This window comes from Streptomyces sp. PCS3-D2, from assembly GCF_000612545.2.
In the GTDB taxonomy this organism is placed as follows: domain Bacteria; phylum Actinomycetota; class Actinomycetes; order Streptomycetales; family Streptomycetaceae; genus Streptomyces.
Genome location: NZ_CP097800.1, coordinates 6,466,479 through 6,486,638 on the forward strand (window position 1 = coordinate 6,466,479; position 20,160 = coordinate 6,486,638).

The window sequence follows — 20,160 nt, forward strand, 5'->3', positions numbered from 1 at the left end:
GCGGACTCCATTGCACTAGTGCATAATGTGGTTTGTGCTAGGAGAATATCGGATCACCGGGCGTCGTACATCTGATATCGCCGCCAGTGTCGAGGCGGGCGTGGCTTCGGGCGAGCTGCCCCCCGGATCCCCGCTGCCGCCGATGCGGGAGCTGGCGGGGGTGCTGGGCGTCAACCCCAACACCGTGGCGGCCGCCTACCGGACACTGCGCGAACGCGGGGTCATCGAAACGGCCGGGCGGCGGGGGAGCCGGGTGCGCTCCCGCCCGTCGAGCACCCCGCGGGACGCGCTGAGGATGGTGCTCCCGGCGGGGGTGCGGGACGTCGCGCAGGGCAACCCCGACGTGTCCCTGCTCCCCGCGCTGGACGGGGCGCTGGCGGCCGCCGCCCGCCGCCACGGGCGGACACCGACGCTGTACGGCGCGGACCCCGTCGCGCCGGACCTGGCGCGGATCGCCCGAGCCGACTTCGACGCGGACGCGGTGCCGCCCGGGCCGGTCGCGGTGACCTCGGGCGCGCTGGACGCCATCGAACGGGTCCTGGCCGCCCACCTGAGGCCCGGGGACGCGGTGGCGGTCGAGGATCCGGGTTGGGGCGCCGTGCTGGACCTGGTTCCCGCCCTCGGGATGCGGCTGCTGCCGGTGGCCGTGGACGACGACGGGCCCCGTGTCGACGCAGCGGCCCGGGCCCTTGCGGCCGGGGCGCGGGCGCTGGTGGTGACCTCCCGGGCGCAGAACCCGACGGGCGCGGCCGTGAGCGGGGAACGGGCGGCGGAGCTGCGGGAGCTGCTCGCGCGGTATCCGGGAGTGCTGCTGATCGAGGACGATCACGGGCACGGCATCGTCGATCTGCCGTTGCACCCGCTGGGTGGGGTGACCCGGCACTGGGCGGTGATCCGCTCCACCGCCAAGGCCTACGGCCCCGACCTGCGGCTCGCGGTGCTGACCGGGGACGAGGTGACCCTGGACCGGGTGCGGGGGCGCCAGCGGCTGGGCCCCGGGTGGGTGAGTCGGCTGCTGCAGTACGCGGTGGTGGAGCTGTGGACCGCGCACGCCGTGGACCGGGCCGCGGTCGCGCGGGCCTACGCGGAGCGGCGGGACGCCCTGGTCGAGGCCCTGTGGGAGCGGGGGGTGCGGGCGCACGGGCGCAGCGGGCTGAACGTGTGGGTGCCGGTGGCCGACGAGACGGTGGTCGTTGCCAGGCTGCTCGCCGCGGGATGGGGGGTGGCCCCGGGGGCCGCCTTCCGCGTCGAGGCGGGGCCGGGAGTGCGCCTGACGGTGTCCGGGCTCGACGTGGCCGAAGTGCCGGCGCTGGCCGACGCGGTGGTCGCGGCGGTCCGCCCCGGCGTGCCGGGCGGGCGCAACGACTGAGCACGGGCCCCGGGCGGCCGCGCCACGCCCGTCGGGCCGGTTCCCGTCGCCCCGGTGGTCCTGCCGACAGGACCACCGGGGCGCGTGGGTCAGAGCGCCTCGAGCAGACCGCCCAGGGTGAAGACGAGGCCGCACAGCGCGGTCACCGAGGCCAGGAACCGGTAGTACGTGGCGGACGCGATCCGCTGCGCCGGGCCGAGCTCGCCACGCGTGTGCAGGGCGAGCTCGGTGTTGGCGGCCGATCGGCGGGCCAGGGCGTCGGCGGCGCCGCGGATGTTCAGTGACACCCAGGCGCCCGCGAGGAGGGCGGCGGGCCCGATGAACAGCAGGACGACGGCCAGGCTCAAGAGGTGTCTCCTCGGAGGTATGAAGATCGGCCGGAGAGTAGCAGGCGCGGTCGGGCCTGCATGCGGCGGGTGGGGTGGGTCTGGGTGAGGGCGGCGCCCGCCAGGACGATCGCGGCGCCGACCGGGGTGTTCCAGTGCAGTTGCTCGCCGAGGACCAGCACACCGGCCGTGGTGGCGATGACCGGGATGAAGTAGGTGACCATCTGGGCGGTGGTCGGGCCGACCTCCGTCACCAGGCCGTACTGCATCTGCAGGGCCATGCCGGTGCCCAGGGCGCCCAGCGCGATCACCGACAGGGTCGGCCAGAGCGGGAACGAGGCCGGGGCCGCGGTGAACAGGGCACTGACCAGCGTGAGCTGGAGGGTGGAGAGCAGGAGCTGCCCGCCGGTGAGGGCCACGGGGGAGCCCGGGGCGCCGGCCAGCGTGCGGCGGACGTAGATCCAGCCGATGGGGTAGCAGAACGAGGCCAGCAGGGCGAACGCCGTGCCCCTGGCATCGACGCCGGAGAAGCCGTGCCAGGCGCCGAGTACGGTCAGCACGCCGAGGAAGCCGAGGCCCAGGCCGGCGAAGCGGCGGCGCGTCGGGCGGTCCTCGGAGAGGGCGACCAGCGACAGCGCCATGCCCCACAGCGGGGACGTGGCGTTGCAGATGCCGGCCAGGCTGGAGGGGATGCTCAGCTCCGCGTACGCGAAGAGCGAGAACGGCGCGGTGTTGAGCAGGAGCGCCGCGACGGTGAGGTGGCCCCAGGTACGCAGGCCCCGGGGCAGCGGCTCGCGGCGGACCAGCAGCACGGCCAGCAGCGCGACCGCACCGAACAGGACCCGGCCCAGCGCCACCTGGAAGGGCGCGTACGCCTCGGTGCCCACCTTGATCAGCAGGAAGCTGAAGCCCCAGACCACCGAGAGGATGGCGAACCGCACGCGCCAGTCGAGGAGCCCGCGCCGACGGGGGGCGGTGGTGGGGGAGGCGGCTGTGGCCGTGGCTGTGGTGGAGGCAGTGGCGGAGGCCGGTGCAGGGGGTTCAGGGGCCGGCCGAGGGGCGGCGGGTGCGCTCATGCCCCTTACTGTGCTGGCATCAACTTCGTAGGACAATCGAGATTTTCTCCGAGTGACGACGTAGCATCGCTTACATGTTGAACCTGGAGCGCCTTCGCACCCTCGACGCCCTCGCCCGACACGGCTCGGTCAGCGGCGCGGCCGATGGACTCCACGTCACCACCTCCGCCGTGTCCCAGCAGATGGCCAAGCTGGAGCGCGAGGTCGGACAGCCGCTGCTGGCGAAGAACGGCCGCGGAGTCCGGCTCACCGACGCCGGACGGCTCCTCGCCGACCACGCGGCCCGGATCATCTCCCAGGTGGAGCAGGCCCAGGCCGATGTCGAGGCCCAGCGCGGTCGTGCCGTCGGCGAGCTGCGCATCGGCGCCTTCCCCACCGCCATGCGCGGGCTGCTGCCCCAGGCCCTGACCGCACTGCGCGCCGGCCATCCGGACCTGCGGATCCGGGTGTGTGAGCAGGAGCCCGAGGAGAGCATGACGGCCGTCGTGCGCGGCGACCTCGACATGGCGCTCGCGATCGACTGGCACAACAAGCGCATGCCGGTGCCCGCGGAGCTCACCCGTACCCACCTGCTGGACGACTCCGTCGACATCGCGGTCCCGGCCGGTCACCGGCTGGCCGACCGGAGCACCATTTCGCTCGCCGAGTTCGCCGACGACGAGTGGATCTCCTGGAACGAGGGTCAGTTCTGCCACGAGTGGCTGGTCTTCACCCTGCGCGGCACCGGAATCGAGCCGCGCATCGCGCACATCGCCGAGGAGCACCACACCCAGCTGGCCTTCGTCGAGGCCGGACTCGGGGTGTGCGTCGCGCCGAAGCTGGGCCGCGGCCCGGTGCCGCCGGGCGTGCGGCTGCTTCCCGTCTGCGACGCCGTGCGCCGCCACGTGTACGCCGTCTGGCGTGCGGACGCCGACCGCCGGCCTTCCATCCGTGCTGCGGTCGATGCCCTGCGGACGACGGCGGCCGAGCTCCAGCCGGCACAAGGCGTGTTGTGACGGCCCCGCCTGCTCCGCGGCGCCCGCGCCAGGTGCCCGCCGCGCCTGCCGCGGGCGCGTGGCGGGCTGTCAGATCTTGCGGAAGTCCCAGGAGACGACCGTGTCCGGAGTCAGGCGGATCCACGCGTGCCGGCCGTCGTGCGGCATCTGCGCGATCCCGAAGTTCTTGACGGGGAAGATTCGCTCGGGCTCCGTCAGTTCGGGGCAGGGCTCGCCCGTGCGCGGGGCCTCGCCCACGAAGACCGCGCTGCCGGACAGTTCGACCCCGCGCAGCTCGTCGTACGACTCGCCCGCGTCCACGACCACCGAAATCCGAGGGTCCTCACGCAGGTCCGCCCAGCGGCGGCTGCGGGTGATCGAGTACAGCCACAGCGAGCTGCCGTCCCACGCGAACCACAGGGCGCCCACGTGCGGGCGGCCGCCGGGCGAGACCGTCGCCACCCGACAGGTCCGCTGCTCCCGCAGAAAGGCGTCGACTTCCGCCTCGCTCATCATGATGCGGCGGCCCCGCCGCTGAGTCCCGTCCATCGGCCACGCGCCCCTTCCCATCTGACTGCGTGTCAGGAATCATGAGGGCTCTTCCGACGCCACGCCAGGGGGAGTCATGCCGGATCTCGATCCCGCCACGACCGCGCTGCTCACCGTCGAGTGTCAGAACGGCGTCGTGGGTGAAGGGAGCGCGCTGCCCGAACTCGCCAGGGAGGCCCGGGACTCCGGGATGCTGGAGCGGGTGGCCGCACTGGTCGACGCCGCGCGCGGGGCGGGCGTGCAGGTGCTGCACGCGATCGCCGAACGGCGGCCGGACGGGCGGGGGGCCAGTGCCAACGCGCGGCTCTTCCGGGCTGCCGGAAGGCTGCCCGTGCGGCAGTTGACCGGGAGTCGTGCGGTGGAGGTGGCCGCGCCCATCGCGGTGGCCGAGCGGGACCTCGTGGTGCGGCGGCTGCACGGGCTCTCGCCCATGGCCGGTACGGACCTGGACGCGCTCCTGCGCAATCTCGGGGTCCGCACCCTCGTCGTGACCGGGGTCTCCTCCAACATCGCCGTTCCGAACACGGTCTTCGACGCCGTGAACCTCGGCTACCGGGTCGTGGTCCCGGCCGACGCCATCGCCGGCGTGCCCGCTTCCTGCACCGCCGAGGTGATCCGCAACTCGCTCGCGCTGGTGGCGGACATCACCACGACCGAGGCCCTGCTGGGCGAATGGGCCCCCGCGAGCCGCTCCTGAGCGCCTGCATCCGGACAAGCTGGGTGGCCGTCCGGTGAACCGGGGCCGCCCCGGAGCGGTGCGGCGTCCGCAACGGTGCACGTCACCGTCCCGAGCCGTCCGTGGTCGCACGGAGTGACGGTTCGATGGCACCCCGTCTGAGCTGCTCGAATGGCCATGCGATATCCGTTATGCGAACGAGGTGTCCGTAAAGCGGTCATCGAGATGCGGTGCGCCTTGGAGTCGGCGAGGCTTTGCGGCGACGGAACGCGATACCGAAAGTAATCATCGCGTTCAACCATTGAATCGAAAGAGAGTTGTCCCGTGCGTTACCGTCGCTCCGCCGCCGTCTCCGCCGCCGCGCTCCTCTGTCTGGCCGGTGCCGCCGGCATCGCGCAGGCTCAGCCCGAGAGCCTGTACGCCCCCTCCGCCCTGGTCCTCAGCGTCGCCCAGGGGGACGGTGTCACCGCGTCCACCGTCGTCCGCGCCACCACGGTCAGCTGCGCCCCCGGTGCCCAGGGGACGCACCCCGACCCCGAAGCCGCGTGCGCGGCCCTCAGGTCCACCGGCGGCACCTTCGAGCCGCTGCTGTCCACGCCGGACGAGGACCGGGCGTGCCCGATGCACTACGCCCCCGTCACCGTGTCCGCGGTCGGTGTGTGGGAGGGCCGCCGCGTGGCCTGGGACCACACTTTCGCCAACTCCTGCACCATGGCGGCGACCCTGAACGACGGCGCGGTCTTCGCCTTCTGATCCGGTACACCCCGCCCGACGGCGCCGCGGCAGGCGGCGCCGTCCGGCCGCGACCGCTCCCCAAGGGCCGCTAGGTCCCCAAGGCCCCAAGCGTCGGACGGGCCCGGGCGACCGGCCGCGCGGGTCAGGCGGCCGGGAGCACCTCGGCGGGCAGGCGGCCCGCCCGCACCGCGTCGACCAGGGCCTGGTGATCACGCTCGTTCTGGTCGGCGTACGCCTCGGCGAACTCGGCGAGCGCCCGGTCGAAGACATCGCCCCGGCCCAGGTACGCGGCGATCGCCACCCGGTCGCCGGACCGCGCGTGGGCGCGCGCCAGGGTCATCCCGCAGGCGTTTCCGAAGGTCTCCAACTGCGCGGGCGACATCGTCTCCGGCATCGCGATGCCCTTCCAGTCGCGCAGTTGTCGCACGTAGAAGTCCCGTTTCCCGCCGTCGATCCCGTCCACCCGCTCCCATCCCAGGAAGATGTCGCTCGCCGCCTGCATCAAGCGCTGCCCCGAGACCACGCGTTCCCCCTGGTTCCGGTACAGGCTGGCACCGACGTGGTCGGCGAGCACGGAGGTGTCGGCCTCCTTGGCCTGGAGGAACAGCGGGTCGCGACCGTCCCTGCCGAGCAGGAGCAGGATCCAGCACCGGGTGCCGACGCTACCGACGCCGACCACCTTGCGGGCGACGTCCACCAGGCTGTAGTCCTCCAACAGCGCCCGCCGGTTGCTCTCCAGCGTGTGGCCGTACTGGCCGACCAGCCGGCCCAGCCGGTCCACGAGCTCGTCCCGCTCGGAATCCGGCAGCAGGTCGGCGAGCGGCACCAACAGCGGGGGGTCCGCCGCGATCCTCGGCCGGCCGTCGACCACCTCGGTGAGCTTGTCGAAGACCTGCAGGTTGTCCCGCGACCGTGCCTTCCCCATCGCCGTGGCCAGCTTCTTGCGGCCCCGCTTGTCGAGCTGTTCGTCGACGAGGGCCTGAAGACCCTCCGCGTCGATCTTCGAGTACCAGACGCCGAGATTGCCCATCCCGGCGAAGCCGGACATGGCCTCGCGGTACGAGCGCACCGCGGAGTTCACGATGCGGGCGCGCTCGGCCTCGTCGAAGCCGTTCGCCCGGGCGGCGATGACAAGACTCGCGGAAAGCCGCTTGACGTCCCACTCCCAAGGGCCGGGCAGCGTCTCGTCGAAGTCGTTGATGTCGAACATCAGCCGCCGCTCCGGGGAGGCCAGCAGCCGGAAGTTCAGCAGGTGCGCGTCCCCGCAGAGCTGCACCGAGATGCCCGAGTCCGGGCTGCCGGCCAGGTCGGACGCCATGATGGCGGCGGCTCCCCGGTAGAAACGGAACGGCGACTCCGTCATCCGGGCGTAGCGGATCGGGACCAGCTCCGGCACCCGCGTCGCGGACTGCGCCTCCAGGATGGCCAAGGGGTCGGGCCGGTCCCGACGCGGCTGGTACACGGCGTGCCCCGACCGGGGGCAGCGGCGACGGGCGTCCCTGCCCATCGCGCTGCGCTCCTCGGGCGTGGCACCGGGCACCGCGCGCATCGCGGTGATCGCGTTCCGGGACATGGGGCTCTCCTGACTGCCTGGCCGGACCGGTCTGCCCGTCCGCGTGACCGGCTGCCGGTGCCGCGGACCGCCCGACACCGCCGGCGGTCGGACACGGTCGCTGGGATACCGGGTGCGGCCGGCCCCGCCCGCACCCCGGGGAATCGGCCGGGCCGGGTCCCCGGGGTCCTGCGTACGACCGCTGGCCGCTTCGGCTCAGCCCATACCGTCCATCTGCGCCTCGGCCTCCGCCTCGGCGACGGCTATGGCCACACCGAGCGCCCTGGTGATGTTGCCCGCCGCCGTCATCACACGGGCGGTGCCGACGATCGGGGCGATGGCGACCAGGACGTCCTGCAACTGCGCGGCCGTCAGCCCGGCCTTGAGGGCGGGGTCGATGTGCGCGACGTAGGAGATCGGCGGAGCGTCCGAGGCGGCGAGGGCCGCGATCCGGACGAGGAGCAGCATGCTCGGGTCCATCCCGCAGCGCTCCAGCGAATCGCCGGTCATGGCGGCGAGGGTGTCCAGAACCGGGGTGTCAGATGCAGTGGACATGTCGCATGCCCTCCTGGGGTGTTGTCGCGCCGGGCGCGGTGGCTGGGGCCGAGGGAGCGGCCGCCCCGAGTCCCGGCACGCAGCCTCGTCCTCAACTCTAGGTCTGCCGCCCGCCGGGCGCGCGAGGGCGCCCGGCGGGTCACCGCACGGAGTGGGTGCGGTACGCAGGGCGTCCCCGGCAGGGGCGTGCGGCCGCGCGCCCCGGGCCGCCGCCGTACCCCGGCCCTCCGCCGCACGCCGGCTCCGCGCCCCGACGCCCCGGTGGCCGACTGCCCGTCCGGCTGACTCCCGGGCGGGTCGTCGCGCCACCCCCGCGGCCGGCTGGAAGCATGCCCCCATGGCATCCAGGGCAGGGACGGCGACAGGAAACCCGTCGAAGGGGCGACTCGTCCTGACGACACTGGCCGCGGGCCAGTTCCTGATGGCGCTGGACAGCTCCGTCATGAACGTCTCCATCGCCACGGTCGCCGGGGACCTCGGTACGACGGTGACCGGCATCCAGGGCGCCATCACGGCCTACACCCTCGTGATGGCCATGCTCATGATCCCCGGTGGCAAGGTCGGGGTGCTGATCGGCCGCAAACGCGCCTTCCTGATCGGCTGCGTCATCTACGGCTGCGGCTCACTCGTCACGTCCGTCGCACCGAACCTGACCGTGCTGCTGCTCGGCTGGTCCTTCCTGGAGGGCGTCGGGGCGGCGCTCATCCTGCCGGCGATCGTGGCGCTGGTCGCCGGGAACTTCCCCGTGGAACGCCGTCCCGCCGCCTACGGGCTCGTCGCGGCGGCCGGCGCCATCGCCATCGCGCTCGGTCCCCTGATCGGCGGGATCGCCACGAGCTACTTCTCCTGGCGGTGGGTCTTCGCCGGCGAGGTGCTCATGGTGATCGGCATCCTCGTGCTCGCCCGCCCCGTCGTGGACGCCGTGAGCGAGGAACGCCCGCGCATCGACCTCGTCGGGGTCGTCCTGTCGGCGCTGGGCCTCGGGACGTTCGTCTACGGGGTGCTCCGGTCGGACGAGTGGGGCTGGTTCCGGCCGACCGACGGCGGACCCGGGCTGTTCGGGATCTCCCTGACCCTGTGGCTCATGCTGCTGGGCCTGTTCCTGGTCTGGCTCTTCCTCCGCTGGGAGGGCCGTCTGGTCAAGCGGCGCCAGGAGCCGCTCGTCGACCCGGTCATGCTGCAGAACAAGCAGCTCACCGGCGGGCTGACCATGTTCTTCTTCCAGTACCTCGTGATGATGGGCGTCTTCTTCGTCGTCCCGCTCTACCTGTCCGTCGCGCTCGGCCTGTCAGCGCTGGCCACCGGCGTCCGGCTGCTGCCGCTGTCGCTCACCCTGCTGGCCGCGGCGACGCTGATCCCGCGCTTCCTCCCGGACGTCTCGCCGCGTCGCGTGGTCCGACTCGGGACCCTCGCCCTGCTCGCGGGCGCGGTGATCCTGCTCGGCGCGCTCGACACGGACGCCGGAGCGGAGGTGGTCACCCTCCCCCTGCTGCTGATCGGGTTCGGCATGGGCGCACTGGCCTCCCAGCTGGGCGCGGTCACCGTGTCCGCGGTGCCGCAGGCGCAGTCCGCCGAGGTCGGCGGCGTCCAGAACGCCGTCACCAACCTCGGCTCGTCGATCGGCACGGCACTCGCCGGATCCATCATGATCGCGGCGCTCACCTCCTCCTTCCTGACCAGCGTTCAGGAGAGCCCGGCCGTCCCGAGCACCGTCAAGAGCCAGGCGACCGTCCGGCTCGCGTCCGGCGTGCCGTTCCTGTCGGACGCCCAGTTGCAGAGCGCCCTCGCCGAAGCCGGGGTCAGCCCGGAGGTGGCCGACGCCGCGGTCGCGGCGAACGAGGCGGCCAGGGTCGACGGCCTGCGCGCGGCCCTCTCCGTCCTGGCCTTCGCCGCGCTCCTCGCACTCTTCTTCACCCAGCGCATCCCGACCGTGCAGCCCTCCGGGGCGGAGCCGGGCGCGCCGCCGGCGTGAGCCCCGGAGCGGCGGCCGCGCTCAGTGGTCTGCGGCTGCCCGCGGGTGGGGTGCGGGCCGGGCGGGGAGCCGGTAGGAGGCGAGCAGCGCGACCGCGAGGAGGGCGGCCGCCGCCCATGCGGTCCCGGCCAGCGCCCCGCCCGGTGTGCGGCCGTGGTCACCACAGGCGGCCCACACCGTGACCAGCAGAGCGACACCGACCGAGTTGGCAAGCTGCTGCACGGCGTTGAGCACACCGGCGGCCGATCCGGTCTCCGGCTCCGAGACGCCGACGAGAACCACGTCGAACAGCGGCGGGATCACCAGGCCCATGCCCATGCCGATCACCAGGGTCGCCGGAAGCAGCCGCCAGCCGCTGGTGACCCACGAGGCCGGCCCGGCAAGGGCAGCCAGCAGGACCAGGCCGCACACGGTCACGACGATGCCCGCCTGGATCGCCCGCCGTCCGCTGCGTTCCGCCAGGGCTTGGCCCGGGCCGGCGGTGAGGACGATGCCCGCGGCGAGCGGCGCGACGGCGTATCCGGCGCCTTGGGGGGACAGCCCCAGGGGGCCCTGGAGGAAGAGCGAGAGCACCAGCATGAGACCGCTGAAGGCGGCGTAGAAGGCGGTGACCACCAGGAGGCCGCCGGTGTAGCCGCGGTTGCGCAGCAGGCTGGGCAGGACCAGCGGCGAGGGCCGTCGAGGCTGGAGCCGGGCGAAGAGGACGAAGCCCGCGGCACCCGCGGCCATCAGCCCCGGACACCACCACGGCCAGCCGTACCCCGCCCCTTGCACCAGCGGGAAGATCACCGCGGCCGATGCCGCAGCGGTGAGCAGCATCCCGGGTACGTCCATGCGCAGCCCGGGGTCGGCCGGTGACCGGCGGATCCAGCGCACCGCGCCGGCTGCGGTGAGGAGTCCGACCGGCAGGTTCACCAGGAAGATCGCCCGCCAGCCCGTACCGAGCGGGTCCGCCCCGACGAGCATGCCGCCCAGGACCGGTCCGCCGACCGAGCACAACCCGAGGACAGGCCCGAAGAAGCCGAGCGCCCGGCCCAGTTCAGCCCCCTCGAAGGTCTCCTTGAGGATGCCGAAGCCCTGAGGCAGGAGGAGTGCGCCCAGGGCACCCTGGAGCACCCTCCCGCCGATGAGCCAGCCGGGCGTGGTGGCCAGGGAGCACACGGCCGAGGCCGCGGTGAAGCCGAGCGTGCCGATCAGGAACAGGCGGTGGCGCCCGTAGCGGTCTCCGAGCCGCCCCGCCGTGATCAGCAGGACCGCGAACGGCAGGGTGTAGGCCGCTTGCAGCCACTGGCTCAGCGCGGGCCCGCCGCCCAGACCGGCGGCGATCGCAGGAGCGGCGATGCTCGTGATGGTCGCGTCGAGCATGTCCATCACGTCGGCGGCGAGTACGACGGCGAGGACTGCCCATCGATAGCGGTGGGGCTGCGACGGCTGGGCAGGGGCGGGCGCCACAACCTGCGGCGAACGTTGTTCGTTGGTCATGACGAACAACGTTCGTGGCGAACAGTGTTCGTTGTCAAGTGCTAGGCTGCCGCCATGAGTTCTCCGGCACGTGGCACCCGTTCCCTTCCCGCCAAGCCAGCGCTCAGCGAGCAGTCCGTGGTACGGGCGGGACTGGAAGTCCTGCGCGAGGAGGGACTGACATCGGTCACGATGCGCCGGGTGGCGGCGCGACTCGACACCGGACCCGCTTCGCTGTACGTGTACGTGACCGGGCGGGAGGAACTGCTGCGGCTCATGTTCGATGCCGTGGTCGCCACCGTCCCCCTGCCCGAGGCCCCCGCCCCCGCGGCCAGGGGGAGCGAAGCTCCCTCCTCCGGCGGCTCGGTGGCCGGCGCGGGCTGGCGGGAGGCGCTGGCGGCGACCATCGCCGGGGCGGTGCGCGCCTTGAGCGAGTACCCCGGGCTCGCCCGGGTCTCCCTGGGGCACATTCCCACCAGCCCCGCCTGGCTCGACCTCTTCGATCGCGTGCTGGGGCTGTTGCTGGCCGGCGGAGTGGAGCGGCAGCGGGCCGCCTGGGGCTGCGATCTCATCGCGTTGTACATCGGTGCGGCTTCCTACGAGGTCGAGCTTCCGACGCCGCCAGCGAGTTCCGGATCCGATGGACAGGCCGGGTCCGCCCCCGACCCGGCCGCGGGGGGCCGTCTGCAGCAGGCGTTGGATCACCGGCATGCCGCCGCGGACATCGACGCGGCGCTGGACGCACTGGATCCCGTGCGTCATCCCCACCTCGCCGCGTCGGCGGGCCAGCTCCGCTCGGGCACTGCCGAAGAGCGGCTCGATCTGGGGGTGCGGGTCCTCATCGAGGGGCTCGCACCACGCGCGCACATCGACTCCGACCGCCTCGGGGACGACCGCACCGCGCAGCCGGGGACCGGCTGAGCTCCGACCGCCGGCCCGCCGGCCCGCCGGCCCGCTGTCCCGCTGCCCCGCGCCGACCACGCGGGGCAAGAGCGCGACGGCCGGGCGAAAGGGCAACGGCCCCCGAAGTCCTGTGCGCCGCATACGGGCTCTCCGCCGTGAGGGTGCCCTTCGACGGGGGCGAGGGAAGCGGCGGTCGAGGATCCATCGTCCCGAGCAGCCCGGGCCGGGCCGGCCGGGGACGCCCAGCTGCCCCTCGCCCCGCGCACGGAACCGGAGGCGGCCGTCGGACGGGCGGCTGCGGATTTCCGGTGCGGCGCCGACGACACCGCCGCACCCGGGTGGCTCAGCCGGCGGGGCGCGGGGATGTGGGACCGCCGGAGGTGTGTGACCGTCGAGTCATGAACGTCGGAATCATTGGCGCCGGTCGTCTCGGCTCTGCTCTGGCCGGGGTGCTCACCCGCGCGGGGCACCAGGTCATGCTGGCCGGCTCGCGCACTCCGGAGAAACTGACCGCGCTCGTCGACGAGCTCGGCGACAACGCCACCGCCGGAACAGCCCAGGAGGCCGCCGACTTCGGCGATGTCGTCGTCCTGGCCGTCCAGTGGGACCAGAAGGAGAGCGCGGCGGCCTCGGTCGCCTCCTGGCGGGGGCGGACCGTGCTGGTACCGCTCAACCCGCTCCGGGAGACCGCCGGCGGACTGGAGATCGTCGACACCGGGGGCCGCCCGCCCACCGAGGTCGTCGCCTCGCTCGTCCCCGGCGCCCTCGTGGTCAAAGGCTTCAACACCTACCTGGCGCAGGTCCTCACCGAGGATCCCGCCGTCAAGGGCGGCCGGCGCATCGTCCTGCTCGCGGGGGACGACGCCGGCGCCAAGCGCAGGGTCGCCGATCTCGCCGACAGCGCCGGCTTCCAGGCCGTCGACACCGGAAGCCTTGCCCAGGGAGCCCCGCTGTTCGACAGCGGCGGTCCGCTCAACGGCCTGGACCGGGACCTCGTAGCCCTCTGACTTCTTCCGGCACCGGGGGACCGGAGTCCGTCACGACCCCGGCTCGACGGCTCGCAGACTCATCGCCGGCGATCACTCTCGATTACCATGTTCCCCTCATGCCGGAAGCCGGCAGCACGGGGGCGCGGTACCGCCGTGGGTACGTCGGGGGCGCGGGGAGACGGGCTCGCCGGCCGGGACTCCCCGGATTCTCCCAGCGCCGCAGCGCCGTTGACCCGTGATTCCTGCCTCTGCGCTCCAAAGCAGTCGTCCGCGGATCGTAGGGCTGAAGAGATGGGTGGCCTGGGGAAGTGCTGAAAGAGGTCGTAGCGACCCGCTATGTCACGCCTTTGCGTGAGGGGGGCTCGCTCCCGGGAATCGTCGAGGCCGACGACCTCGGTACCTACGTCATGAAGTTCACCGGAGCCGGCCAGGGCCGCAAAACCCTGGTCGCCGAGGTCATCTGCGGCCGCCTGGCCCAGCGGCTGGGGCTGAGGGTCCCCACGCTGGTGCGGATGCAGCTCGACCCCGTGATCGGGCTCGCCGAACCCGACCAGGAGGTCCAGGAGCTGCTCAAGGCCAGCGGCGGCCTCAACCTCGGCATGGACTACCTGCCGGGCTCCATCGGCTTCGACCCGCTGGCCTACCGCGTGGACCCCGCCGAGGCGGGCCGCGTGATCTGGTTCGACGCCCTGATCAACAACGTCGACCGGTCCTGGCGCAACCCGAACATGCTGGTCTGGCACGGGGATCTGTGGCTCATCGACCACGGCGCCACCATGATCTGGCACCACAACTGGCCCACGGCCCGGGCCGCCGCCGCCAAGCCTTACAACGCCTCCGACCACGTATTGGCCCCCGTGGGCCCGGACATCGGGGCCGCGGCTGCCGCGCTCGCGCCGCTCGTCACCGAGGAACTGCTCACCGAGGTCACCGCCGAGGTGCCGGACGAGTGGCTGGTCGACGAGCCGGGATTCGACTCCACCGACGCGCTGCGCCGCGCCTACGTGGAGGCGTTGCTGCCGCGCGCGGCCACGATCCACGAGAGGATCTCGCTGGAGGCCGAGGTGAAGGCGCCGACCGGGCCTCCCGGCTGGCTCACCGACCACCTGCCGGAATGGCCCCACAAGACCCACCAGAAGAAGAGCGGCGACGAGTGACCGAGCGGGACGTGTTCGAGTACGCGCTGGTGCGTGTGGTGCCCCGGATGGAACGCGGCGAGTGTTTCAACGCAGGCGTGATCGTCTACTGCCGGGCGCATTCCTACGTCGCCGCGCGCACCCACCTCGACGAGGCGAAGCTCCTCGCGCTGGACCCGGCGGCGGACGTGGCCGGCGTACGGGCCGCCCTGCGCGGGGTCGAGGGCGTGTGCGGCGGCGGCGAGGCGGCGGGGCAGGCGGCGGGTGACGACGCGGGACGCCGGTTCCGCTGGTTGATCGCCCCACGCAGCACCGTGGTGCAGCCGGGGCCGGTGCACACCGGCCTGACGGCCGATCCGGCGGCGGAGGTGGAGCGGTTGCTGGACCTCCTGGTGCGGTAGGCCGTACCTCGTGGGTGTCGGACCGTTGGCCGTTGACACGGGGTGCCAGGGCTCCTAGCGTCTCCTCAGCTGAAGCTACTAAGCGGTTGCTCACCTCTGGGTGGCCGTCTCTCAAGGGCGAGGAGAACCAGCATGTCCACCACCGAGCAGCGCGTCGCGATCGTGACCGGGGCGGCCCGGGGCATCGGCGCGGCCACCGCCGTGCGCCTGGCCGCCGAGGGGCGAGCCGTTGCCGTGCTCGACCTCGACGAGGCGGCCTGCAAGGACACCGTGGACGCTGTCACGGCGGCCGGCGGCCGGGCCCTGGCGGTCGGCTGCGACGTGTCGGACGGCGCACAGGTGGAGGCGGCGGTCGAGCGCGTGGCCGCCGAACTCGGCGCCCCCACCATCCTGGTCAACAACGCGGGCGTGCTGCGCGACAACCTGCTCTTCAAGATGAGCGAGTCCGACTGGGACACGGTCATGAACGTGCACCTGCGCGGCGCCTTCCTGATGTCGAAGGCCTGTCAGAAGTACATGGTGGAGGCCACGTTCGGCCGCATCGTGAACCTCTCCAGCAGCTCGGCGCTCGGCAACCGCGGCCAGGCCAACTACTCGGCCGCCAAGGCCGGTCTGCAGGGCTTCACCAAGACCCTGGCCATCGAGCTCGGCAAGTTCGGCGTCACCGCCAACGCCGTGGCCCCCGGCTTCATCGTCACCGAGATGACCGCCCAGACGGCCGCCCGCGTCGGCATGGGCTTCGAGGACTTCCAGGCCGCCGCGGCCACCCAGATCCCCGTCCAGCGGGTCGGCCGTCCGGCAGACATCGCCAACGCCATCGCCTTCTTCACCGGCGACGCCGCCGGCTTCGTCTCCGGCCAGGTCATGTACGTGGCCGGCGGCCCCCTCAACTGACGCGACCGAAGAGAGGCGGGGCATACGTCATGGCGTACAGCGGCACGGACAGCGGCAAGGTCGCACTGATCACCGGAGCGAGCCGGGGCATCGGCTACGGCATCGCGGAGGCGCTGGTCGCCCGGGGCGACCGGCTCTGCATCACCGGGCGCAACGAGGAGGCCCTCAAGGAGGCCGTGGAGCGCCTCGGCGCGGACCGGGTGATCGGGGTGGCCGGGAAGGCGCACGACGAGGCCCACCAGGCCCTTGCCGTCGAGCGCACGATGGAGGCCTTCGGCCGGGTCGACTTCCTGGTGAACAACGCGGGCACCAATCCCGTCTTCGGCCCGATCGCGGACCTCGACCTCGGGGTCGCACGGAAGGTCTTCGAGACCAACGTGATCTCCGCGCTCGGATTCGCCCAGCGGACCTGGCACGCCTGGCAGAAGGAGAACGGCGGGGCGATCGTGAACATCGCGTCGATCGCGGGCGTGTCCGCCTCGCCCTTCATCGGCGCGTACGGGATCAGCAAGGCGGCCATGATCAACCTGACCCTCCAGCTCGCCCACGAGATGGCCCCCGGGGTCCGGGTCAACGCGATCGCTCCGGCGGTGGTCAAGACCAAGTTCGCGCAGGCGCTCTACGAGGGCCGGGAGCAGGAGGCCGCCGCGGCCTATCCGCTCGGCCGGCTCGGGCTCCCGGAGGACATCGGAGGGGCCGCGGCTTTTCTTACATCTGCACAAGCGGAATGGATCACGGGGCAAACTCTGGTCGTCGACGGTGGGATGTTCCTCAATTCCGGGGTGCACTGACCGATAATCGGACGTATTTGCCTCCGAAAGGGAGGTAAATGTGTATCGAATGTGCACGGAACCGGTCAAGTGCCTCACGAAACCAACCCATTGGATTCGTGAGGCACTGCGGTAGGGTCTGCCGCACCCCTGGCTGATCGAGGAGCGTGCACGTGTTCAACCGGACCAGATGCCTGCAGATCTCTGCGGCCCTTGCGTCCATATCCCTGCTCGCCGGATGCGGCCTGCTGTCGGAGGACGACGGCGACGAAGCGAAGCGGATCGTCGTCGGGACCACGAGCGCGCCGAGCACCCTTGATCCCGCAGCGGCGTGGGACGGCTCCTGGGAGCTGTACCGGAACGTCTACCAGACCCTCCTGGCCTTCCCCACGGGCTCCACCAAGCCCCAGCCGGACGCCGCCCAGAACTGCGAGTTCACGGACGGCGCGAGCCAGGCCTACCGGTGCACCCTGCGCAAGGGCCTGAAGTTCTCCAACGGCGAGCCCCTCGACGCCAAGGCCGTCAAGTACTCCCTCGACCGGATCATGACGATCGGGTCCAAGGTCGGCCCGAAGGACCTCTTCGGCAGCCTCGACAAGATCGAGACCCCCGACGCGCTGACGGTCGTCTTCCACCTGAAGACCTCCGACGCCACCTTCCCGTACGTCCTCGGCTCACCGGCGGCCTCGCTGGTCGCGCCCAAGGACTACCCCGCCGACAAGGTGCGCGAGGACGGCAAGATCACCGGATCGGGCCCCTACGTGCTGGACTCGTACAAGGAGGGCGGCGAGGCCGTCCTGTCCGAGAACAAGGGCTACGCAGGCTTCGCGAACCGCCAGAACAAGGCCGTCACCATCCGCTACTACGCGGATTCCGAGAAGATGGTCGCCGACCTGAAGGCCAAGGAGCTGGACGCCACCTACCGAGGCCTTTCCGCCTCGCAGGTCACCGACCTCCAGAGCCCCGCCGCACACGGACTCGGCGTCCAGGTCGTCGAGAACGTCGGCGCCGAGATCCGCTACCTGGTCTTCAACCCGAAGGACCCGGCGGTCAACAAGCTCGCGGTCCGCCAGGCCATCGCCCAGGTCATCGACCGCGGCACCCTCGTCTCCAAGGTCTACCAGGGCACCGCGGAGCCGCTGTACTCGATGGTTCCCAAGGGCGTCGTCGGCCACAAGACGCCGTTCTACGACAAGTACGGCGCGGCGGACGTCAACAAGGCGAAGAAGATCCTCAAGGAGGCCGGGATCAACCAGCCGGTCGACCTGACCTTCTGGTACACCACCGACCGGTACGGCGCCTCCACCGCCGAGGAGTTCACCGAGATCAAGCGGCAGCTCGACGAGAGCGGCCTGTTCCGCATCACCCTGCGCAGCCAGCCCTGGAAGACCTTCCAGGAGGGCTACAAGAGCCAGGAGTACCCGGTCTTCGGCCGAGGCTGGTTCCCCGACTTCCCGGACCCGGACAACTTCATCGCGCCGTTCGTCGGCAAGGAGAACGCGGTCGGCACCCCGTACGAGCAGAACGAGATCCTGACCGAGCTGCTCCCCAAGTCCCGCCGCGACAGCGACCGCTCCTCCGGGGTCCAGCAGTTCGAGAAGGCCCAGCAGATCTTCGCCGAGGACGTGCGGCTGCTGCCCCTGTGGCAAGGCAAGCTCTACGTCGCCGCACGCGAGGACATCGCGGGCGCCGAGCGGGCCCTCGACCCGCAGACCGCCATGCAGATGTGGGAGCTGTACCGCAAGACCAGCTGGTAGCCGCGGTCCCGCCCGGGAGATCTCCCGGGCGGCCGACGCGTTGTCAGTGGCCCCCGGTAGGTTCTGGAGCAGTTGCACGAACTTGTACCGGAGGTTGTCGCCGTGACCCAGATGCTGCCCGAGTCCTGGCTCCCCGTCCTCGGCGGGGAGCTGGAGCAGCCCTACTTCAGAGAGCTCACCGAGTTCGTCGAGAAGGAGCGGGCGAACGGGCCGGTCTACCCGCCCCGCGACCAGGTGTTCGCGGCACTGGACGCCACGCCCTTCGAGCAGGTGAAGGTGCTGGTCCTCGGCCAGGACCCCTACCACGGCGCCGGCCAGGGCCACGGCCTGTGCTTCTCCGTGCAGCCCGGCGTCAAGACCCCGCCCTCGCTCCGCAACATCTACAAGGAGATGAAGGAGGAGCTGGGCCTTCCCGTCCCCGACAACGGCTACCTGATGCCGTGGGCCCAGCAGGGCGTCCTGCTGCTCAACGCCGTGCTCACCGTCCGGGAGGCCGAGCCGAACTCGCACAAGGGCAAGGGCTGGGAGAAGTTCACCGACGCGGTGATCCGCGCGGTGTCGGAGCGGCCCGACCCGGCCGTGTTCGTCCTGTGGGGGGCCTATGCCCAGAAGAAGATCCCGCTCATCGACGAGGAGCGGCACGTGATCGTCAAGGGTGCCCACCCCTCCCCGCTGTCGGCCAGGAAGTTCTTCGGCTCCCGCCCCTTCACGCAGATCAACGAGGCCATCGCCGCCCAGGGGCATGAGCCGATCGACTGGCGGATCCCCGACCTCGGCTGACGTCCCACCGCGCCTCGGCGCCATCGCCGGTGCCTCCGGCTAGCGTCTTGACGACCGGACCGGAGCAGGTCCGGCAGAGCAAGCCGGAGGCCGCCGTGACCGAGCAGCAGGAGGCGTCGGAGGACGCCGTCATGACGAGGATCGGCCAGGCGGTCATCCTGCTGCACGCCGGAGACCGGGAGGAGGCCCGCAACCGGCTCGGCGAGATCTGGCAGGAGATCGGCGAGGAGGGGGACTGCCTGCACCGGTGCACCCTGGCCCACTACATGGCCGACGCCCAGGACGATCCCGCCGACGAGCTGGCCTGGGACCTGCGCGCCCTGACCGCCGCCGACTCCCTGGGTGACGGGCACGGGGACGGGTGCCCCGCGCAGCGGGAGCCGCGTCCCGCGATGCGCGTGTTCTACCCGTCGCTGCACGTCAGCCTGGCCGCCGACTACCTGAAGCTCCAGCGTCCCGGCGCCGCCCGGGTCCACCTGGCGCGGGCCCGCGCGGCAGCCGGGGCCCTCTCCGACGACGGTTACGGCGACGGCGTACGGGCGGCCATCGCCCGGCTGGAGCACCGCCTCGCCGCGGAACCGGGCGGCGGCGGCCCCTGGCCCTTCCCCGAACAGGCGTAGGGGGCGTCCTGCCGGTCGGGACGGGCAGCCCGCGGCCCCGGCCCCCGTCGGCCGCCCCCCGCCCGCCGGGCGGCCCCCTGGGGCGCCCTCAGCCGCCGTGGACGCCCGCGCAGATCCGGGCCTCCGGGCTGTCGGGGTGCCAGCGGCCGTGGCGCCGGCCCAGCGCGCAGACGTCGGCCGGCCGCACCGGCAGCTTGCGCAGCAGCTCGCGCTCCGCCTCGGCACTGGGCCGGTCGGGGTGCCGGGAGCCGTCAGGACGGCCCGTCGTGGATCCGGCGGCCCGGCGGGGCTCCGGGATGTCCGGGACGGGCGCAGCCTCCTGCACGGCCCCGCCGGAGGCGCCCCGGGCAGGGCGCTGCGAGTTCCGTGCGGCGGGGGTCGGGCCCGCCTGACGGGCGGGCTGCTCCGGGGCCGCAGCGACCGCCTCCAGCGCCTCCAGGGCGGGTGCCCGGACGGCCACGGGGGCGGCACCCGGGCCGCCGCGCGGCTCGTGCCGGGGCGGGACCCCGGCGGCGGGGGCCGCCGCCGGATGCGCGGTTCCGGGGCTCACATGGACACAGCCGGAGACCGCCGAAACGGCGCAGGCGACTCCGAGCAGCAGCTTTGTCGTGGTTCGCGTTGGATGCACCCGCGCAACTCTGCTGTGCGAGGACCCCGTTGCGGAA

At 72.5% G+C, this 20,160-nt stretch carries 21 protein-coding genes; 14 read left to right on the top strand and 7 right to left on the bottom strand.

What is annotated here, in order from left to right:
- Positions 1–34: 34 nt before the first annotated feature.
- Positions 35–1,369 carry an aminotransferase class I/II-fold pyridoxal phosphate-dependent enzyme gene (locus AW27_RS28990; RefSeq protein WP_078557079.1) on the top strand — a complete coding sequence of 445 codons (1,335 nt, stop codon included), beginning with the start codon at positions 35–37 and terminating at the stop codon, positions 1,367–1,369.
- An 89-nt stretch (positions 1,370–1,458) separates the two neighbouring features.
- Here AW27_RS28990 and AW27_RS28995 read toward each other — a convergent pair whose 3' ends face one another.
- Both AW27_RS28995 and AW27_RS29000 read right to left on the bottom strand, forming a co-directional pair.
- Positions 1,459–1,716, bottom strand: coding sequence for a hypothetical protein (locus AW27_RS28995; protein ID WP_037929240.1), 258 nt, complete (start codon positions 1,714–1,716; stop codon positions 1,459–1,461).
- On the bottom strand, positions 1,713–2,771 hold the full coding sequence (locus AW27_RS29000; RefSeq protein WP_052031320.1) for a DMT family transporter: 1,059 nt from the start codon (positions 2,769–2,771) through the stop codon (positions 1,713–1,715). Before AW27_RS29000 ends, AW27_RS28995 begins: the two co-directional genes overlap by 4 nt.
- Positions 2,772–2,845: 74 nt before the next feature.
- Between AW27_RS29000 and AW27_RS29005 the strand changes: the two genes are divergently transcribed.
- On the top strand, positions 2,846–3,766 hold the full coding sequence (locus AW27_RS29005; protein ID WP_037929237.1) for a LysR family transcriptional regulator: 921 nt from the start codon (positions 2,846–2,848) through the stop codon (positions 3,764–3,766).
- Positions 3,767–3,835: 69 nt separating this feature from the next.
- Here the strand turns inward: AW27_RS29005 and AW27_RS29010 are convergent, their stop codons facing one another.
- Positions 3,836–4,294, bottom strand: coding sequence for a pyridoxamine 5'-phosphate oxidase family protein (locus tag AW27_RS29010; protein ID WP_037929233.1), 459 nt, complete (start codon positions 4,292–4,294; stop codon positions 3,836–3,838).
- A 76-nt stretch (positions 4,295–4,370) separates the two neighbouring features.
- Between AW27_RS29010 and AW27_RS29015 the strand changes: the two genes are divergently transcribed.
- The gene (locus AW27_RS29015; protein ID WP_052031319.1) at positions 4,371–4,991 is read left to right on the top strand and encodes a cysteine hydrolase family protein; all 621 of its coding nucleotides are present in this window, start codon (positions 4,371–4,373) and stop codon (positions 4,989–4,991) included.
- Positions 4,992–5,294: 303 nt separating this feature from the next.
- Positions 5,295–5,723: a subtilase-type protease inhibitor gene (locus AW27_RS29020; RefSeq protein WP_037929227.1), complete on the top strand. Its 429-nt coding sequence runs from the start codon at positions 5,295–5,297 to the stop codon at positions 5,721–5,723.
- A gap of 124 nt (positions 5,724–5,847) precedes the next feature.
- Here the strand turns inward: AW27_RS29020 and AW27_RS29025 are convergent, their stop codons facing one another.
- Both AW27_RS29025 and AW27_RS29030 read right to left on the bottom strand, forming a co-directional pair.
- Positions 5,848–7,278: a DUF2252 domain-containing protein gene (locus AW27_RS29025; protein ID WP_037929220.1), complete on the bottom strand. Its 1,431-nt coding sequence runs from the start codon at positions 7,276–7,278 to the stop codon at positions 5,848–5,850.
- A gap of 195 nt (positions 7,279–7,473) precedes the next feature.
- Positions 7,474–7,812 (bottom strand): carboxymuconolactone decarboxylase family protein, encoded by a 339-nt coding sequence (locus AW27_RS29030; RefSeq protein WP_037929218.1) that lies wholly within the window; start codon positions 7,810–7,812, stop codon positions 7,474–7,476.
- A 337-nt stretch (positions 7,813–8,149) separates the two neighbouring features.
- Here AW27_RS29030 and AW27_RS29035 point away from each other — a divergent pair, with 337 nt between their 5' ends.
- Entirely contained in the window at positions 8,150–9,784 is a 1,635-nt protein-coding gene (locus tag AW27_RS29035) for an MFS transporter (RefSeq protein WP_037929215.1), read from the top strand.
- Positions 9,785–9,805: 21 nt separating this feature from the next.
- On the opposite strand, the gene AW27_RS29040 is transcribed toward AW27_RS29035, so the two are convergent.
- Positions 9,806–11,266 (bottom strand): MFS transporter, encoded by a 1,461-nt coding sequence (locus AW27_RS29040; protein ID WP_063890656.1) that lies wholly within the window; start codon positions 11,264–11,266, stop codon positions 9,806–9,808.
- A gap of 54 nt (positions 11,267–11,320) precedes the next feature.
- Here AW27_RS29040 and AW27_RS29045 point away from each other — a divergent pair, with 54 nt between their 5' ends.
- The 9 genes from AW27_RS29045 (at position 11,321) to AW27_RS29085 (ending at position 19,495) form a co-directional block, all read left to right on the top strand.
- Positions 11,321–12,166, top strand: coding sequence for a TetR/AcrR family transcriptional regulator (locus AW27_RS29045; RefSeq protein WP_078557073.1), 846 nt, complete (start codon positions 11,321–11,323; stop codon positions 12,164–12,166).
- 380 nt (positions 12,167–12,546) lie between these two features.
- The gene (locus AW27_RS29050) at positions 12,547–13,155 is read left to right on the top strand and encodes an NADPH-dependent F420 reductase (protein ID WP_037929213.1); all 609 of its coding nucleotides are present in this window, start codon (positions 12,547–12,549) and stop codon (positions 13,153–13,155) included.
- Between the two features lie 290 nt (positions 13,156–13,445).
- Positions 13,446–14,294: a HipA family kinase gene (locus tag AW27_RS29055; protein ID WP_172671418.1), complete on the top strand. Its 849-nt coding sequence runs from the start codon at positions 13,446–13,448 to the stop codon at positions 14,292–14,294.
- On the top strand, positions 14,291–14,674 hold the full coding sequence (locus tag AW27_RS29060; protein WP_030770975.1) for a DUF3037 domain-containing protein: 384 nt from the start codon (positions 14,291–14,293) through the stop codon (positions 14,672–14,674). The genes AW27_RS29055 and AW27_RS29060 overlap by 4 nt, the downstream gene beginning before the upstream one ends.
- A gap of 132 nt (positions 14,675–14,806) precedes the next feature.
- The gene (gene fabG / locus AW27_RS29065) at positions 14,807–15,568 is read left to right on the top strand and encodes a 3-oxoacyl-ACP reductase FabG (RefSeq protein WP_037929211.1); all 762 of its coding nucleotides are present in this window, start codon (positions 14,807–14,809) and stop codon (positions 15,566–15,568) included.
- 29 nt (positions 15,569–15,597) lie between these two features.
- Positions 15,598–16,359 carry an SDR family oxidoreductase gene (locus tag AW27_RS29070; RefSeq protein ID WP_037929208.1) on the top strand — a complete coding sequence of 254 codons (762 nt, stop codon included), beginning with the start codon at positions 15,598–15,600 and terminating at the stop codon, positions 16,357–16,359.
- Between the two features lie 152 nt (positions 16,360–16,511).
- Entirely contained in the window at positions 16,512–18,095 is a 1,584-nt protein-coding gene (locus AW27_RS29075) for an ABC transporter substrate-binding protein (protein ID WP_037929205.1), read from the top strand.
- A gap of 111 nt (positions 18,096–18,206) precedes the next feature.
- Positions 18,207–18,875: a uracil-DNA glycosylase gene (locus tag AW27_RS29080; RefSeq protein ID WP_037929481.1), complete on the top strand. Its 669-nt coding sequence runs from the start codon at positions 18,207–18,209 to the stop codon at positions 18,873–18,875.
- A gap of 95 nt (positions 18,876–18,970) precedes the next feature.
- Positions 18,971–19,495, top strand: coding sequence for a hypothetical protein (locus AW27_RS29085; RefSeq protein ID WP_037929478.1), 525 nt, complete (start codon positions 18,971–18,973; stop codon positions 19,493–19,495).
- An 88-nt stretch (positions 19,496–19,583) separates the two neighbouring features.
- On the opposite strand, the gene AW27_RS29090 is transcribed toward AW27_RS29085, so the two are convergent.
- Positions 19,584–20,123: a hypothetical protein gene (locus tag AW27_RS29090; protein ID WP_063890655.1), complete on the bottom strand. Its 540-nt coding sequence runs from the start codon at positions 20,121–20,123 to the stop codon at positions 19,584–19,586.
- Between the last annotated feature and the right edge of the window lie 37 nt (positions 20,124–20,160).

Excerpts from the sequence above, each read along its gene's own strand:
- AW27_RS29000 (WP_052031320.1), bottom strand. The coding sequence starts at position 2,771 with ATGAGCGCACCCGCCGCCCCTCGGCCGGCCCCTGAACCCCCTGCACCG.
- AW27_RS29005 (WP_037929237.1), top strand. The coding sequence starts at position 2,846 with ATGTTGAACCTGGAGCGCCTTCGCACCCTCGACGCCCTCGCCCGACAC.
- AW27_RS29010 (WP_037929233.1), bottom strand. The coding sequence starts at position 4,294 with ATGGACGGGACTCAGCGGCGGGGCCGCCGCATCATGATGAGCGAGGCG.
- AW27_RS29015 (WP_052031319.1), top strand. The coding sequence starts at position 4,371 with ATGCCGGATCTCGATCCCGCCACGACCGCGCTGCTCACCGTCGAGTGT.
- AW27_RS29025 (WP_037929220.1), bottom strand. The coding sequence starts at position 7,278 with ATGTCCCGGAACGCGATCACCGCGATGCGCGCGGTGCCCGGTGCCACG.
- AW27_RS29030 (WP_037929218.1), bottom strand. The coding sequence starts at position 7,812 with ATGTCCACTGCATCTGACACCCCGGTTCTGGACACCCTCGCCGCCATG.
- AW27_RS29035 (WP_037929215.1), top strand. The coding sequence starts at position 8,150 with ATGGCATCCAGGGCAGGGACGGCGACAGGAAACCCGTCGAAGGGGCGA.
- AW27_RS29040 (WP_063890656.1), bottom strand. The coding sequence starts at position 11,266 with ATGACCAACGAACAACGTTCGCCGCAGGTTGTGGCGCCCGCCCCTGCC.
- AW27_RS29045 (WP_078557073.1), top strand. The coding sequence starts at position 11,321 with ATGAGTTCTCCGGCACGTGGCACCCGTTCCCTTCCCGCCAAGCCAGCG.
- AW27_RS29050 (WP_037929213.1), top strand. The coding sequence starts at position 12,547 with ATGAACGTCGGAATCATTGGCGCCGGTCGTCTCGGCTCTGCTCTGGCC.
- fabG (WP_037929211.1), top strand. The coding sequence starts at position 14,807 with ATGTCCACCACCGAGCAGCGCGTCGCGATCGTGACCGGGGCGGCCCGG.
- AW27_RS29070 (WP_037929208.1), top strand. The coding sequence starts at position 15,598 with ATGGCGTACAGCGGCACGGACAGCGGCAAGGTCGCACTGATCACCGGA.
- AW27_RS29080 (WP_037929481.1), top strand. The coding sequence starts at position 18,207 with ATGCTGCCCGAGTCCTGGCTCCCCGTCCTCGGCGGGGAGCTGGAGCAG.